The following is a 14,504-nucleotide window of genomic DNA, read 5'->3' on the forward strand; positions in this document are numbered from 1 at the left end:
GTTAAAAGATTTAAGAACGTCAAAAAAAACTCCTTGTTCGAGAGTAAAATGATTAACTCTTGCAACAAGGAGTAAACTTTCCATTTATAAATCATCAAACTGAAAAATCAGATGACAACAATTACTAAGTAATTAAAATGGCTTTATAACGGTTGAGCTCTTTTAAAACTGCTCCAGTACCAAGAACTACTGCCCTTAATGGGTCTTCCGGTACATGAACAGGTAATTTCGTTTTTAATGATATCCTCTTATCTAGACCTCGAAGCAATGCTCCGCCTCCTGTTAAGTGAATTCCTCTATCGTAAATATCAGCTGATAATTCTGGAGGAGCTGTTTCCAATGCTCTTAAAATTGCTTCTTCAATTTTAGAGATAGATTTGTCTAAGGCAAATGCTACTTCAGCGTATGAGACATTAATTACTTTAGGAATACCAGTAAGTAAATCTCGTCCTCTGATTTCGTAATCCTCTGGAGCATCATCAAGTTCTGCTAAAGCTGCACCTACTTCGAATTTGATTTTTTCTGCAGATCTTTCCCCTATTAATAAATTATGTTGACGACGCATGTAATCTAAAATATCTCTATTGAACACATCGCCTGCAGTTCTTACAGATTGGTCGCATACAATACCTGACATTGCAATAACAGCAATTTCTGTTGTACCACCTCCGATATCCACCACCATACTTCCCATAGGTTCCTCGATATTTACACCAATACCAATAGCTGCTGCAATTGGTTCCGGAACCATATACACTTCTTTTGCTCCTGCGTGTTCTGCCGAGTCTCTTACGGCTCTTTTTTCTACTTCCGTAATACCTGATGGGATACAAATAACCATTCTATGAGAAGGCATAAAGAATCGCTTCTTATTATCAGACATTTTAATAAGACCACGAATCATTTGTTCGGCTGCATGGAAATCGGCAATCACACCATCCTTAAGAGGACGGATTGTTTTTATATTCTCATGCGTTTTTTCATGCATTTGCATAGCCTTCGCTCCTAGAGCAATCACTTTACCTGATTGTCTATCCAAAGCGATGATGGAAGGTTCCTCTACGGCAATTTTGCCTTTTGTGAGGATTAGTGTATTTGCAGTACCCAGATCAATAGCTAGGTCGGTAGTAAAAAAATCAAAGAAGCCCATTAAAATTTACTCTTTTTCATTCGAAAAATATTAGCAAAAACCGCATGTAAAATACTTAAAGAGTTATTTATATTTCTCTATTTCATGATTGATTTAGGTACCATCAAACAATTAAACAAAAAAATAAAAGGTACGTTTCTCTTTATCAGCTAAGAGTTTAACGCTATATTTAAAAAGTATGGTATAAATCAGACTACAAATTTCTTTCCATAAATCAAGAAATAAGTAATGCTAAATTAATTTATACAATTTCTATCAAGTATATATAGAAAAAAGAGTTCTCTTCAGTGGGATTGAAGTACTAATCAGTTAAGATTATAATATCAATAGAAGGAAAAGTTTAATCCTTTTTCTTAAAGTCGCCTCTCTTAATCGATTTAATTAAATCGCCCCATGCAAATGGGTTTAATAGAGGGTTTGCTGTTTCCATAAAATATTGGGTGGCTATTTGATCCGCCCTGTAATTCATATAGTATTTATAGTTGCCTGTTGCTCCCATTGGTAAAGCATTAGACATCATGGTCAGTTTTTCTTGACTCAGGTTTTTCTCCATATTTTCTATCCTTTGATCTTTTTGTTCTCCTAAGGCTAGAAAAGCTTCTTCGAAAATTTCTTTTGTGGGGTAAGGGAATACTTCAAGAAGAGGTAATTCTGTTACATCCTCTCTCATTTCAATCAAAACAGTGAATCCTAAATCGTCTCTTTTAGGGATCACAATTTCTTGTTTTGCAAAACCAACTGATGATACAACCACTGTATCACCTACTTGGGTAGGCATAGTAAAGAAACCTGCATGATTGGTTACAGTACCCTTTCCTGCTTGCTTGATATAGACGTGAGCTCCTGGAACTCCATAAGAGCTATCTCCTTCTACAACAATACCGGAAAATTGTATTGAGTTTTGTTCTCCTTGTGCTTTTACTTCTAAAGAAGTGAATAATGCAAAAATTGAAAAGATAAGAAGGTACTTATAATATTTTGGTGTACTATACAGTTCAGTCATTCTGTGTTAATAAAAAGTTTGGAGTGTTCACTACTTCAAAACAACATCAAAAATATTTCACTCCAGTGATCATAAATTCACAAATGTTATTTTCAAATATAATGAAAGCCTCAATACCAAAAAGGTTGTATTGAGGCTTTTCTTTATTTTAAGTACTTTTTTTACAAAAAATTAGATTAATGAGATGAATTTGAAGAAGAAATTGATGCAATCATAGAAACTTTGAGCCTTTCGAATTCTTCTTTCTTATAGGCCTTAAGTTCCATTTTCTTTTCATAAACCCATCTTTCTGGCGAATATTTACCATTAGGATATTTGTCCCAATAGCTTACATAACTTTTTCCTAAAGCTTCGAATTCCATATCAAATTCATCTTCTATTAGGATAAAGTTTTTTCTTAAATCTCTTGATAGAATTTCAATTAAGCTTGGTGTTTGAACCATCTTTTTTTCTAATTCCTCAAAGTGTTCCTGAAGTTCTGCTTCTATCTTAACTGATTCTTGTTGAGATACTGCTGATTGTAGAACTTCATCTTCCCAGAATTCATCATCTTCAGCAAAAACTTGTGTATCAATTTCTTTCTGTAATTGAGGAGTTAAAGCTACGTGAACTTCTGGATTATTATTTTTTATTTTAGGGCGTGATGCCTCGATATCTGATTTCCACTTATCGATTTGTTCTTTCTCATGTATGGTCATACAAACCCATGATTTTCCCATGTACGCTGCCCAAAGCGCCTCGTCTTGAGGAGACTCTTTCAGCATTTCCCAAACTTTGGGCTTTTTTAAAGGGTCGTTGCCTGCTTTAATTGTCAAACTGCTAAATGAAATTAGCAGGATAATTAAAATTCTAAGATTCATATTACACAGATAGTTACAAGGTGTTGGTAGCTTACACAAATAAAATAGGTTACACTTTCAACACAACATTTAAGTTAGTTGTTATTTACACCTAAAAAATCATGCCTAATTCGATGTAAGATCAAATAGACCATTAATTAAAAAAGTAAATGATACGCTTATTTTTCAATAAACATACATGATAATTAATGAGAAAGTCTACTATTTAACAATAATCAATGATAATAATCCTCTTTTTAAGAATACTTTTTCTAAAAAAAGGCCTAAAAAAGCGCTTCATAAGGTTAAAATTGTAATTAAAACACAAATTCGGCTCTTAATTTGTCAATAATCTTTGGAAACAATTATTAGAATTTTAGTTTTGCATTTAAATGTAGTCTTTGAGGTTATTAACTTCAGAGTCTCTATGTCTGAATTCATTGATATATATAATATAATTCCAAGATGTCAAATATCGGTAAGGTTACCTCAGTCATTGGACCAGTAGTTGATGTAAGCTTCGAAGCAGAAGGATCAAAGTTACCTGCGATCTATAATGCTTTGAAAGTGAAAAAATCCAACGGTCAAGAGATCGTATTGGAAGTTCAACAACACCTTGGCGAAGAGCGCGTTCGTACTGTAGCGATGGACGGTACAGAAGGACTTCAGCGTGGAGCTGAATGTCAAGATACAGGGGCACCAATTGCGATGCCTACAGGAAATGATGTAAGAGGTCGTCTATTCAACGTAGTTGGAGAAGCGATCGACGGTATGGATCAGCCATCCGGCAAAACATCTTTACCAATTCACCGTTCTGCTCCTGCTTTCGATCAGTTAGCAACTTCAACAGAAGTTTTATACACAGGTATTAAAGTAATCGACTTATTAGAGCCTTATACTAAAGGTGGTAAGATTGGTCTTTTCGGTGGTGCCGGTGTAGGTAAAACTGTATTGATCATGGAGTTGATCAACAACATTGCAAAAGTATACTCAGGTATCTCAGTATTTGCTGGTGTTGGTGAGCGTACTCGTGAGGGTAATGACCTTCTTCGTGAGATGATCGAATCTGGCGTAATCAAATACGGCAAGGAATTCGAAGAAGACATGGAGAAAGGTGGATGGGACCTTTCAAAAGTAAACAAAGAAGAATTAGAAACTTCACAAGCAACATTGGTATTCGGTCAGATGAACGAACCTCCAGGTGCTCGTGCACGTGTAGCTCTTTCTGGTCTTACTATCGCAGAATACTTCCGTGATGGTGAGGGACAAGGAGAAGGACGTGATATCTTATTCTTCGTTGATAATATCTTCCGTTTCACACAAGCAGGTTCAGAGGTATCAGCCCTTCTAGGTCGTATGCCTTCAGCCGTAGGTTACCAACCAACGCTTGCTACAGAAATGGGTGCTATGCAAGAGCGTATTACATCGACTAAGAGAGGATCAATTACGTCGGTACAAGCGGTTTACGTACCTGCCGATGACTTAACTGACCCTGCTCCAGCGACAACATTCGCCCACTTGGATGCACAAACAGTACTTTCACGTAAGATTACTTCATTAGGTATCTTCCCTGGTGTAGATCCACTAGAGTCATCTTCACGTATCCTAAGCCCAGAAATCTTAGGTGATGAGCACTATAATACTGCACAACGTGTAAAAGAAACAATCCAACGTTACAAGGAACTTCAAGATATTATCGCGATCCTTGGTATGGATGAACTTTCTGAGGAAGATAAGCAAGTAGTAGCACGTGCTCGTCGTGTGCAACGTTACTTATCTCAACCATTCCACGTAGCAGAACAATTCTCAGGTATCCCAGGTCTAATCGTAGACATCAAAGATACAATCAAAGGTTTCAACGAAATCTTAGATGGTAAGTGGGATCACCTTCCAGAGGCTGCCTTCATGTTCGTAGGTAAAATCGAGGAAGCTGCAGAAAAAGGAGAGAAAATGCTTGCAGAAGCTGCTAAGAACGCTTAGTCCAGTTCTCAAGTCAATATATAAGGCGAGAGTCTTGGGCAACGCTCGGATTCTCGCCTTTTTAATTAAGTATCAATTACTAATTCTTAATTTAAAGAATCATGTTTGTAGAATTACTTACTCCAGATAAAAAATATTTCGAAGGTGAAGCTACAGGTGTTAAAGTTCCCGGTATCAACGGTGAATTCGAAATGCTTGATCGTCACGCTAACATCATCTCTAGTTTAACTAAGGGTGAGGTTAGAATCGCAAAAGGATCGGAAGTAACTACTTTCTCGATCGATGGCGGTACAATAGAAATGCTTGACAACAAATTGGTTATTTTGGCTGAGGCGGTTGTTGGGTAGTAGTGGTTAATCCAATCAATACTTATAAAGTCCATCTATAATATATTCAAACATTATAGATGGACTTTTTTTATTTAACTTTATGATATGAATAAAAAAATTGCAATTCTACAATCAAATTATATACCCTGGAAAGGTTACTTTGACATCATCAATATGGTTGATACTTTTGTTTTATTTGATGATATGCAATACACAAAGAGAGATTGGAGAAATAGAAATAAGATTATCACAAAGGATGGTCTAAAATGGTTAAGTATTCCGGTTGAAACTAAAGGTAAATTTGAACAAAAAATTGAAGAGACTAAGATTAGTGATAAAAAGTGGGCCAAAAATCACTGGATGACAATAAAAAGCAATTATTCAAAAGCAAAATATTTCAAAGAATACGAGGACATATTTGAAAATTTTTATTTAACAAATTCAGACGAATACCTATCCCAAATAAATTATAAGTTAATTACTATAATTTGTGATATCTTAGAAATAAAAACTAAGATAATTTTCTCAAATACCCTCTCAACAGAAGGTAACAAAAACGATAGACTTATAAACATTTGTAACGAACTTAATGGGGGAACTTATTTATCTGGGCCTGCTGCTAAATCATATCTTGATGAAGAATTATTTTATAAAAATAATATAAAAGTAGAATGGATGAATTACAGTGGTTATCCTGAATACCAACAACTTTCATCAAATTTTGAACATGGAGTCAGTATAATTGATTTAATTTTCAATTTAGGAAAAGAGTCAAAAAAATATTTAAAATCTCATGCATAAAACCAAATATTCCATTGTTATCCCTGTGTATAAATCTACATCATCATTAGAAAAAATTTATAGTGAGATTAAAAATACATTTTCATTGTTAGAAAATAAATCATTTGAATTAATTCTTGTAAATGATAGTCCATTTCATATACCAACAAAAAAATTTCTAAAAAAAATCAGTGACTATAATAATGTAAAAGTCATTGAACTAATGAAAAATTTTGGACAACAAGCAGCTACTTTATGTGGTGTTCATCATGCATCAGGCGATTATATTATAACGATGGACGACGATTTCCAACATCATCCAAAGGATATTTTAGAACTTATGAAAAAGGAAAATCATGATGTTGTAATAGCTAAGTTCAAAAAGAAAAAGCATTCTGTATTTAAGAGATTTGCCAGTAATGTTAAAGGGTATTTTGACCATATTATTTTAGGTAAACCCCAAAATATTCAATTATCTCCTTATCGTTTAATAAAAAAAGAAGTTTTAGATCATGCTCAAAAAATAAAAACACCTTACCCATTTATACCTGCGTTAATATTTCAAGTGACCAATGATATAGTAAATATAGAAATAGATCATTACAACCGATTTGAAGGAGATAGTAATTATAACCTTAGAAAAATGGTTACTTTATTCAGTAATTTACTCATAAACAATTCTTCAATTCTACTAAGGTATGTTGGTTATTTTGGAGGTTTATCTTTTGTTCTTAGTATTATATTATCAATATTATTAATAGTGAAAAAAATATTTTTTGGACAAATCACACCTGGTTGGACCTCAACATCATTATTGATTTTGTTTTTCGGTGGGGCAAACTTAATTACTATCGGAATAATAGGAGAATATCTTATTCGATTAATTAATACTACTGAGAATAGACCATATTATTATATTCGAGAAATCTATGAATAAATATTTATTTATTACTGGAATGGGACGTTCAGGAACAACATTGTTAGATAAGATACTATCTAATCATCCACATATAAATATATTGTCTCAACCATTACCATTATTACATACAGAACTATCAAAAAGATTTATCAAACAAAAATATGATGAAGATCTATATTATGCATTAAACAAAGACTATGATAATAATTATAAAATTGATTTTAATAACTTTTTAAAAAACAATATCATATCAAATTCATTTTTAGATAATGTTTTTCTTAAAATGAAAGGGTATTCTGGTCAATATACTTCATTTGATAAAGTAAATTTAATTAACACTAACAATACATTCATTGACATCTACAAGAAAACAATAAAACAACTTACTAGAAATGGTGACAACATATACATCGGTAGTAAAGAGATTTTTTGTGAATCATTCATTCCTTTTTTTACAGACAATAACATTAAGTGTATTGGAATTATTCGAGATCCAAGAGATATAATTGCTTCTGTAAACTATCCTAAAAAAGAAAAATTTCTGGGTGCTAAAAAACCAACCTTATTCTTGGTTCGTTCATGGCTCAAAAGTTTTAATTATTTTAAAAGTATCTATTCAGAAAATTTTATTTTTCTAAAATATGAGGATTTAATAAAGAATACTGAAAAGACTTTATCTGAAATTACTACATATTTAAACCTAACTAAATTTAATACAGATTTTCATAAAACAAATTTAAAAGATCAAAACGGAAAAGAATGGTCTTCTAATACATCAAACGAAAAAAGCACTTCGAATATATCTTCAGAATCTATTGGCACATATAAAATGAAACTTCCCAAAAAAGAAATCGAATATATTGAAGCTTTATGTTATGACCAATTAAAAGAACTTGGTTACCAAGTCGGTAAAAAACCAGATCAAAAAAAAATAATATTAGAATTTAAAGATTTTGGCATTAAAGACTCGCACGAGATTAAATATAATTTTTCATCTGATGAAAAGAATATCAAAGAAGAGCTTAAAAGATTAAAATTATAAATAGTTATGATTCCATTTAATAAACCTCATTTAACGGGAAAAGAAACACATTATATTTATGATGCAGTTTATTCCCAAGGTAAACTTTCTGGTAATGGTAAATACACGAAGTTATGTCAGGAGTTCTTTCAAGATAAATATCACTTTTCAAAAACATTGTTAACTACTTCTTGCACTGATGCCTTAGAAATGTCTGCAATACTTGTAAATATCCAAAAAGGTGATGAAGTAATTATGCCTTCGTATACATTTGTTTCAACCGCTAATGCTTTTATTTTAAGGGGTGCAAAAGTAATATTTGTCGACTCTTTGGATGATCATCCTAATATTGACCCAAAAAAAGTTCAAAAAGCAATTACAGCTAAGACAAAAGCAATTGTAGTAGTACATTATGCTGGAATAGCTTGTGACATGGATAAAATAATGGCTTTGGCTAATAAACATAACTTGTTTGTTATAGAAGATGCCGCTCAAGCAATCGATAGCTTTTATAAAGATAGACCATTGGGAGGAATTGGACATTTAAGTACATTTTCGTTTCATGAAACAAAAAATATAAGCTCTGGAGAAGGAGGAATGCTTGTAATAAATGACAAACGATTTATTGATAGATCAGAAATTATTTGGGAAAAAGGAACAAATAGAGCATCATTCTTTAGAGGAGAGGTAAATAAATATGGTTGGGTTGATATTGGTTCCTCATTTTTACCCTCAGAATTAACAGCAGCTTTTTTATACGCTCAACTAGAACATTTAAATGAAATACAGGCAAAAAGAAAAAAACTTTGGACGCAGTACAATCAACTATTAGCAAATAAGAGTGACTTTTTTGGAAAAAAAATCAAAAAACCTGTAATCCCTAATTACGCAACTAACAATGCACATATGTTTTATCTTCTTTTGGACTCTCTGGAGGATAGAAATGATTTAATTAAGATCTTAAAAAATAAAGGTTTACATTCTGTATTTCATTATTTACCTTTAAATGAAAGTGAATATTTCAAGAAACACTATCAAGGTGAAGAATTGAAAAACACAAAGCTGTTTTCGAATAATTTATTAAGATTACCTTTTTACACAGATTTAGAGTTTAAAGAAATAGAAAATAAAATAGTTTAAACATGAGTCTTGAAAAAATTGACAAAACCAATTTATTTCAGAGTTCAAATGGTATTTTTTATTCTAAAAAAAGTACTAAAATTTCATACCCTGAAGATGGCAATAAAAAATTTTCACAAATTGAAGACAATAGTTATTGGTTTAAACATAGAAACGACATTTTAATTCCTCTTATTAAATCTCTTATCAAGGAAAAACATTTCATTGATATTGGTGGAGGAAATGGTTTTGTATCAAAAAGTCTTCAAGAAAATGACATTAATGTTACTTTGATTGAACCAGGTAGATCAGGTGTTCAAAATGCTCAAGAAAGAGGTGTTAAAAATATTATTTGTGCCACATTTGAAGATATTAAATTTGAAAAGGACAATATAATCGAAGCAGTTGGTCTATTTGATGTAATTGAGCATATAAATGAAGATGACAATTTTTTGAAACAAATAAATGAACAGCTCTGTGATAATTCTTATATTTTCATTACAGTTCCTGCTTACAATTTTTTATCTTCTAATGAAGATATTGATGCTGGGCATTATAGAAGGTACACACTTCAAAGTTTAACTAACTTATTGAAAAAAAATAATTTTGAAATCAAATATAAAACGTATTTTTTCTCTTTCTTAATTCTTCCAATACTCTTATTTCGAACTATACCTAGCTTATTGGGATTTAATAAAAACTCAAAAAGTACAGACAAACATAAAAAAGAACATAAAATAGGCAATAGTATCTTAATGAAAATTCTTGATAGAGTTCTTTGTTTTGAAGTAAGGAGAATCAGAAATTTCAAGTATATCCCTTTTGGTAGTAGTTGTTTAATTATAGGTCAAAAAAAGAAAGCTTAATAAGCCTTTTCATCACCATTAATAATTCCCAAGACTGTATCTAAAATAATCTGAACATCAAACCACATCGACCAATTATTTACATAAAAACGATCAAGTTTAACACGTCCTTTCATAGCATATGGGTCGTTTTCTGTTTCGCCTCTATAACCTCTTGCCTGAGCTAATCCAGTAATACCTGGCTTTACTAGATGTCTTGCCATAAATTTCTCCACTTTTTGACTATACTCTTCTGTATGGCGCAGCATATGTGGCCTAGGACCAACAACGGACATTGAACCTATAAATACATTAAAAAACTGTGGAAGCTCATCTATGGACGTTTTACGGATAAATGAACCTACCTTAGTAACTCTCATATCCCCTTTTGTTGCTTGTCTGGCATCAGAATCAGAATTCACAGCCATAGACCTGAATTTATAACACCAGAAAGACCTACCATCTTTACCGGTTCTCTTCTGTTTAAAGAACACTGGTCCCTTAGATTCTAATTTTATTATTAATGCCATCAATGGAGTTAACCAAGACATCAAAAGAAGAATTACCGAAAAAGAAAAAGCTATATCAAAACCACGCTTAATAAACTGGTTTTGCTGATCATCTAAAGGTACTGGAGAAACATCTAATACAGGTATCTCATCATAACGATCAAGGGTAATACCTTTTGAAGCAAATCCTCTAAAATCTGTAATCAACTTCACTTTGATCATATGACTCTCTCCCCAATCAATTAACTCTCGAATTAACTCATAATTGATATATGGGATACAGCAGTAAACTTCATTCACATCCTTTTCTAGTGCAAATGCTTTAAAATCTTTCAGTTGTCCTTCGACATACATTTCTTTTGATTTATCATCAAAGAAACCTAAAAATCTAAAACCATATTCGGGGTGAACCCTAAAGAACTTTCTTATTTCTATTGCAAGTGGACCATACCCAAGAACTACTACATTTTTATAACTAAAACCTTGACGACGATACATACGCATGAGGTATATACCAATAATTTTAGTTACAAATAAGAGAGGTGTCCATATTAAATATAAATTCAATAGAAACTCTCTGGAAACTCTACCAAACTTAATACCTACTACGAAAGTTGATATAGCCATTCCATGCCAAACAATTGAATAGGCATAACCTCTTAAAACTTTAGTTACACGCTGAGTTCTGTGAAATGTATGGGGTTTTATTGATAAGGCTACAATGATCCAAGCAAGGTTTGAGAAAACCCATAACATATTATAAGCTTCTTGCTCAAATGTTGGTATTAGTTTATTAAACTTTAACCACATAGCAAAGAAAAAAGCCACATTATATGTAACTAAATCAAATAAAAAATTTAAAGGCTGAAGATATTTAGATTTTCCTACATTCATATTGCGAATCAAAAACTGAAAACGACTTACAAATGTATAACTTATTTATGATTTAAATAATCTTTATTCTTAATATAAGTAAGCAGATCAATAAAAAAATATAAAATAAATTTCAGATAATTTGGTAATTTTTTTCTGAATTCTGGTTCTGCATATATCCTGTAAAACATCCTTAAGTTTAACTTATCTATCCATTCAGGGTAAAAATGTATATTTTCGGTAGTCTGATGAATAAATCCTCCACAAGTGTAAATGATATTTTTATAACCACATTTTTTTAATTCTACTAAAAAATGTTCTTGTATTGGCACTCCCATACCAACAATTGTAATATCCGGTTCTTTATTGATAATTTCATTTATAACATTCTGTTCTTCTCCTTTTATATAACCATTTCTAAACCCAATAATATTTACACCTTCAAATTCTTTTTTTATGTTTGAAACAAATTTTTCTATCGATTCTTGAGTTGATCCTATTATATATATTTTACGATTTTGAATAACTGATTGTGAAAAAATATCTTTTCCTAAAGAAGTCATATCAAAACTCTTCCTTCCTTCTTTGTATTTATTAAATAATTTCAGGAAAAATAAAAGACCTATACCATCAATATAAATTTTATCAATTTTAGTATATATATCAAGATGTTTTCTTGCTTCTACATATGAAGCAGGATTTAAAAAAGTAAATGTTTGAGGATTATTTTTGTCCCGTAATATTAAACTGATTAAGTTATTCTTTTTCATTTAATAAACATCTAAAGTAATAGAAACCGTATATAGCATATATAAAAGCGAAGATCATAATGCCTTTATTTCTGAGCAATACATTTTCAGTAGTACAAAATAGAATTAAAGGAATTTGTGTTAATAATATATGTATATTTTTCTCTTTATAGCTAACATATAGGGGCATAAGCATAAATACTAAAAAACAAAAAAGCCCAATTAAACCATGAGAAACCAAAATAGATAAATATTGATTATGAAGATTTAAGTTTCTTTTGAGATAACTTTTAATTGCTTTTATTTCACTAGGTTTATAAATGTCTTTATTTATTTCTTTTTCTAATTGTTTATTAAGGTAAAATTGATCTGAGTTACTACCTACTCCTATAAGAGGGTAATCGTGTAAAATATTAATACCAAGCTTCCATAAGAATACTCGTTGTGTAACACCATTTTCATAATTACCTCCTATAAGTTTTTTAGAATCAAAATTATAAATTTGTTCAAATCGTTTTTTATAGTCTTGGGGAATTGTGAATATTACCAATAAAGAAACTGATATGAAACCAAATAATATTATGTTTTTATTTTTATGGGTTCTTACATATTTAAACATTAAAAATAATAGGCATAAAAAAGCCGAAATAGTAATTATTCTTGATTCCAATAGAATTAGTCCAATAATTATTAAAACAATTGATATTATCCTATAAATACCAATAATAGTTTTATTATTCAATAAGAAAATTAAAGATATCAGTAAATAAAGAGAAAAATAACTCGAGTGTAAACCATATAAACTTAGTAGTTTATGATATATAAAATTTTCAATATTAAAATCTCCTACATTTATTGATAGAATAAAGTTATAAGAGAAAGATGTTATTAATGTGAATAATGTACCTAAAATAAAAAAGGTTTTAAGGTTATTAAATTGGTGCTTATCAACGTATATGAAACAAATAAAATAAAAAATATAGACAATATACTTATCTAAAAATATTTGAGTATTTTCAACTATTGGAATATAATCCGAATAAAATATTCCTACGAATTTAATCATCGGAAATAATAAAAACAGAAATAATTTATCAGGTTTATTTATTCTTTCTGTTGATAGAATATATAAGCATGTAGTAATAATAATTAAAATATTACTTATATGTTCGACAAAAAATGGCAAAGTAAATATCTGAATCAAGAAAAGGATATCTGCACTCTTCTTAAGATAATTTTTTTTCAAGTTCATTGTTATGTTTTAATTTCGAACAAATAATGATTAATGGAACCAAGAACATTGAATAAATCATATTATGATAAAATGAAAATAAATATAATAAACATAATATGAAGGATATATTATTTCTAGATGAAAGTTTATATAGTAAGATTAGATATAATAAAGTGAAAATAATTCCAAAATCTACTAAGATTCTTATATAGTCATTATGAACCAATAAGTCTTGACCAAAAATTTCTATAACTTGTATCCTAGTATACTCTGATCCATTTCCAAATATTTTATTTAGTCTAGAACTTTCTAAAAAAAAGTTGAGTCCAATATCATTTAAATGTGATCTTAAGCCAAATGAAGCATCTCTTTTTTCCCCATACCTTATCATTATTAAGTTCTGGAAAAAATCCAAATTCATCACATAATTATAAATAGGGTAAATAGATAATAGAATAGTATTAAAAATGATAAACAACTTTTGTTTTGATATTAGGTCATAGTTTAAAACATAATAGATCGGTACTATCAAAGCAAAGAAAACTAAATTTAAACGGGTTTTAGTTAAGTATAGAAAATAAACACTGATAATAAATAATAGTATTTTAATCCATTTTTTCTTAAATGAAAATAGGGATAAAATATACATTACTGTTATCATTACACTAAATATAGTAGGACTATTAAAAAAAGATTGATATCTAGTATGGTTAAAGAAATAAGCATCTTTTGATTTGATATAAAGAAAAGATAAAACAAAAAAGGATATAATTATTAGTTTAAAAAAAGGATATAAAGCATTAAAATTAAAAGTATTAATTTCAGTAACAGAAAATACTAAGAACAAAAAAACAAAAAAATAAGTTGGTTTAGAATATCTTATCGAATCAATATTAATAAATGTAATAAAAACAATAGCAAAGAAAAGTGCTAAAATTGATAATGATATTTTTATATTTTCATTTAAAAATTTTGTTAAAATGATTCTCGAAATTAATAAGATCAAAATTCCGAAAAAGAAGTAATTTTCAAACTTTGTTCCTATATCCCTAATTAATGGTATAGCATATATCAATGGATACAATATAACAAGGCCAAATAATAAACCACTTAAACTATATTTATTTAATTGCAATATTTTTTGCATCGTGCAT

General features: G+C 30.1%; 14 protein-coding genes. 7 read left to right on the forward strand and 7 right to left on the reverse strand.

All coding sequences use genetic code 11. The annotated features are described in order from the left end of the window. Positions 1-124: 124 nt before the first annotated feature. The 3 genes from MY04_RS14290 to MY04_RS14300 all read right to left on the reverse strand — a co-directional run bounded on the left by MY04_RS14290 (position 125) and on the right by MY04_RS14300 (position 2,968). Positions 125-1,150, reverse strand: a complete 1,026-nt coding sequence (locus tag MY04_RS14290; RefSeq protein WP_066210604.1) for a rod shape-determining protein — start codon at positions 1,148-1,150, stop codon at positions 125-127. 340 nt (positions 1,151-1,490) lie between these two features. Next, on the reverse strand, positions 1,491-2,153 hold the full coding sequence (locus tag MY04_RS14295; protein ID WP_084005891.1) for a carboxypeptidase-like regulatory domain-containing protein: 663 nt from the start codon (positions 2,151-2,153) through the stop codon (positions 1,491-1,493). Positions 2,154-2,329: 176 nt separating this feature from the next. Beyond that, positions 2,330-2,968 (reverse strand): hypothetical protein, encoded by a 639-nt coding sequence (locus tag MY04_RS14300; protein WP_158297707.1) that lies wholly within the window; start codon positions 2,966-2,968, stop codon positions 2,330-2,332. Between the two features lie 489 nt (positions 2,969-3,457). Between MY04_RS14300 and atpD the strand changes: the two genes are divergently transcribed. The 7 genes from atpD to MY04_RS14335 all read left to right on the forward strand — a co-directional run bounded on the left by atpD (position 3,458) and on the right by MY04_RS14335 (position 10,006). Then, positions 3,458-4,972: a F0F1 ATP synthase subunit beta gene (gene atpD / locus MY04_RS14305; RefSeq protein ID WP_066210608.1), complete on the forward strand. Its 1,515-nt coding sequence runs from the start codon at positions 3,458-3,460 to the stop codon at positions 4,970-4,972. A 101-nt stretch (positions 4,973-5,073) separates the two neighbouring features. After that, positions 5,074-5,319, forward strand: a complete 246-nt coding sequence (locus MY04_RS14310) for a F0F1 ATP synthase subunit epsilon (RefSeq protein WP_066210610.1) — start codon at positions 5,074-5,076, stop codon at positions 5,317-5,319. A gap of 87 nt (positions 5,320-5,406) precedes the next feature. Beyond that, entirely contained in the window at positions 5,407-6,102 is a 696-nt protein-coding gene (locus MY04_RS14315) for a WbqC family protein (RefSeq protein WP_066210613.1), read from the forward strand. Continuing rightward, the gene (locus tag MY04_RS14320; RefSeq protein WP_066210615.1) at positions 6,095-7,018 is read left to right on the forward strand and encodes a glycosyltransferase family 2 protein; all 924 of its coding nucleotides are present in this window, start codon (positions 6,095-6,097) and stop codon (positions 7,016-7,018) included. Before MY04_RS14315 ends, MY04_RS14320 begins: the two co-directional genes overlap by 8 nt. Next, positions 7,011-8,042 (forward strand): sulfotransferase, encoded by a 1,032-nt coding sequence (locus tag MY04_RS14325; protein ID WP_066210617.1) that lies wholly within the window; start codon positions 7,011-7,013, stop codon positions 8,040-8,042. The genes MY04_RS14320 and MY04_RS14325 overlap by 8 nt, the downstream gene beginning before the upstream one ends. Before the next feature lie 6 nt (positions 8,043-8,048). After that, positions 8,049-9,161 (forward strand): dTDP-4-amino-4,6-dideoxygalactose transaminase, encoded by a 1,113-nt coding sequence (gene rffA / locus MY04_RS14330; protein ID WP_066210619.1) that lies wholly within the window; start codon positions 8,049-8,051, stop codon positions 9,159-9,161. A 2-nt stretch (positions 9,162-9,163) separates the two neighbouring features. Then, entirely contained in the window at positions 9,164-10,006 is an 843-nt protein-coding gene (locus tag MY04_RS14335) for a class I SAM-dependent methyltransferase (RefSeq protein ID WP_066210621.1), read from the forward strand. On the opposite strand, the gene MY04_RS14340 is transcribed toward MY04_RS14335, so the two are convergent. Genes MY04_RS14340 through MY04_RS28100 form a run of 4 tightly spaced genes read right to left on the reverse strand, consistent with a single transcriptional unit; the run spans position 10,003 to position 14,497 of the window. Then, positions 10,003-11,388 (reverse strand): undecaprenyl-phosphate glucose phosphotransferase, encoded by a 1,386-nt coding sequence (locus tag MY04_RS14340; RefSeq protein ID WP_066210623.1) that lies wholly within the window; start codon positions 11,386-11,388, stop codon positions 10,003-10,005. The genes MY04_RS14335 and MY04_RS14340 overlap by 4 nt on opposite strands. Before the next feature lie 41 nt (positions 11,389-11,429). Continuing rightward, positions 11,430-12,137 carry a WecB/TagA/CpsF family glycosyltransferase gene (locus MY04_RS14345; protein ID WP_066210624.1) on the reverse strand — a complete coding sequence of 236 codons (708 nt, stop codon included), beginning with the start codon at positions 12,135-12,137 and terminating at the stop codon, positions 11,430-11,432. Further along, the gene (locus MY04_RS14350; protein WP_066210625.1) at positions 12,124-13,368 is read right to left on the reverse strand and encodes an O-antigen ligase family protein; all 1,245 of its coding nucleotides are present in this window, start codon (positions 13,366-13,368) and stop codon (positions 12,124-12,126) included. Before MY04_RS14350 ends, MY04_RS14345 begins: the two co-directional genes overlap by 14 nt. Then, the gene (locus tag MY04_RS28100) at positions 13,343-14,497 is read right to left on the reverse strand and encodes an O-antigen ligase family protein (RefSeq protein WP_066210627.1); all 1,155 of its coding nucleotides are present in this window, start codon (positions 14,495-14,497) and stop codon (positions 13,343-13,345) included. The genes MY04_RS14350 and MY04_RS28100 overlap by 26 nt, the downstream gene beginning before the upstream one ends. Positions 14,498-14,504: the final 7 nt, after the last annotated feature.

The organism is Flammeovirga sp. MY04 (assembly GCF_001682195.2).
GTDB classification, from domain to species: Bacteria; Bacteroidota; Bacteroidia; order Cytophagales; family Flammeovirgaceae; genus Flammeovirga; species Flammeovirga yaeyamensis.

What these genes read in the sequence shown, in the direction of transcription:
- MY04_RS14345 (WP_066210624.1), bottom strand. Translation starts at nt 12,137, where the DNA reads ATGAAAAAGAATAACTTAATCAGTTTAATATTACGGGACAAAAATAAT.
- rffA (WP_066210619.1), top strand. Translation starts at nt 8,049, where the DNA reads ATGATTCCATTTAATAAACCTCATTTAACGGGAAAAGAAACACATTAT.
- MY04_RS14290 (WP_066210604.1), bottom strand. Translation starts at nt 1,150, where the DNA reads ATGGGCTTCTTTGATTTTTTTACTACCGACCTAGCTATTGATCTGGGT.
- MY04_RS14325 (WP_066210617.1), top strand. Translation starts at nt 7,011, where the DNA reads ATGAATAAATATTTATTTATTACTGGAATGGGACGTTCAGGAACAACA.
- MY04_RS28100 (WP_066210627.1), bottom strand. Translation starts at nt 14,497, where the DNA reads ATGCAAAAAATATTGCAATTAAATAAATATAGTTTAAGTGGTTTATTA.
- MY04_RS14310 (WP_066210610.1), top strand. Translation starts at nt 5,074, where the DNA reads ATGTTTGTAGAATTACTTACTCCAGATAAAAAATATTTCGAAGGTGAA.
- MY04_RS14315 (WP_066210613.1), top strand. Translation starts at nt 5,407, where the DNA reads ATGAATAAAAAAATTGCAATTCTACAATCAAATTATATACCCTGGAAA.
- MY04_RS14295 (WP_084005891.1), bottom strand. Translation starts at nt 2,153, where the DNA reads ATGACTGAACTGTATAGTACACCAAAATATTATAAGTACCTTCTTATC.
- atpD (WP_066210608.1), top strand. Translation starts at nt 3,458, where the DNA reads ATGTCAAATATCGGTAAGGTTACCTCAGTCATTGGACCAGTAGTTGAT.
- MY04_RS14340 (WP_066210623.1), bottom strand. Translation starts at nt 11,388, where the DNA reads ATGAATGTAGGAAAATCTAAATATCTTCAGCCTTTAAATTTTTTATTT.
- MY04_RS14335 (WP_066210621.1), top strand. Translation starts at nt 9,164, where the DNA reads ATGAGTCTTGAAAAAATTGACAAAACCAATTTATTTCAGAGTTCAAAT.
- MY04_RS14320 (WP_066210615.1), top strand. Translation starts at nt 6,095, where the DNA reads ATGCATAAAACCAAATATTCCATTGTTATCCCTGTGTATAAATCTACA.
- MY04_RS14350 (WP_066210625.1), bottom strand. Translation starts at nt 13,368, where the DNA reads ATGAACTTGAAAAAAAATTATCTTAAGAAGAGTGCAGATATCCTTTTC.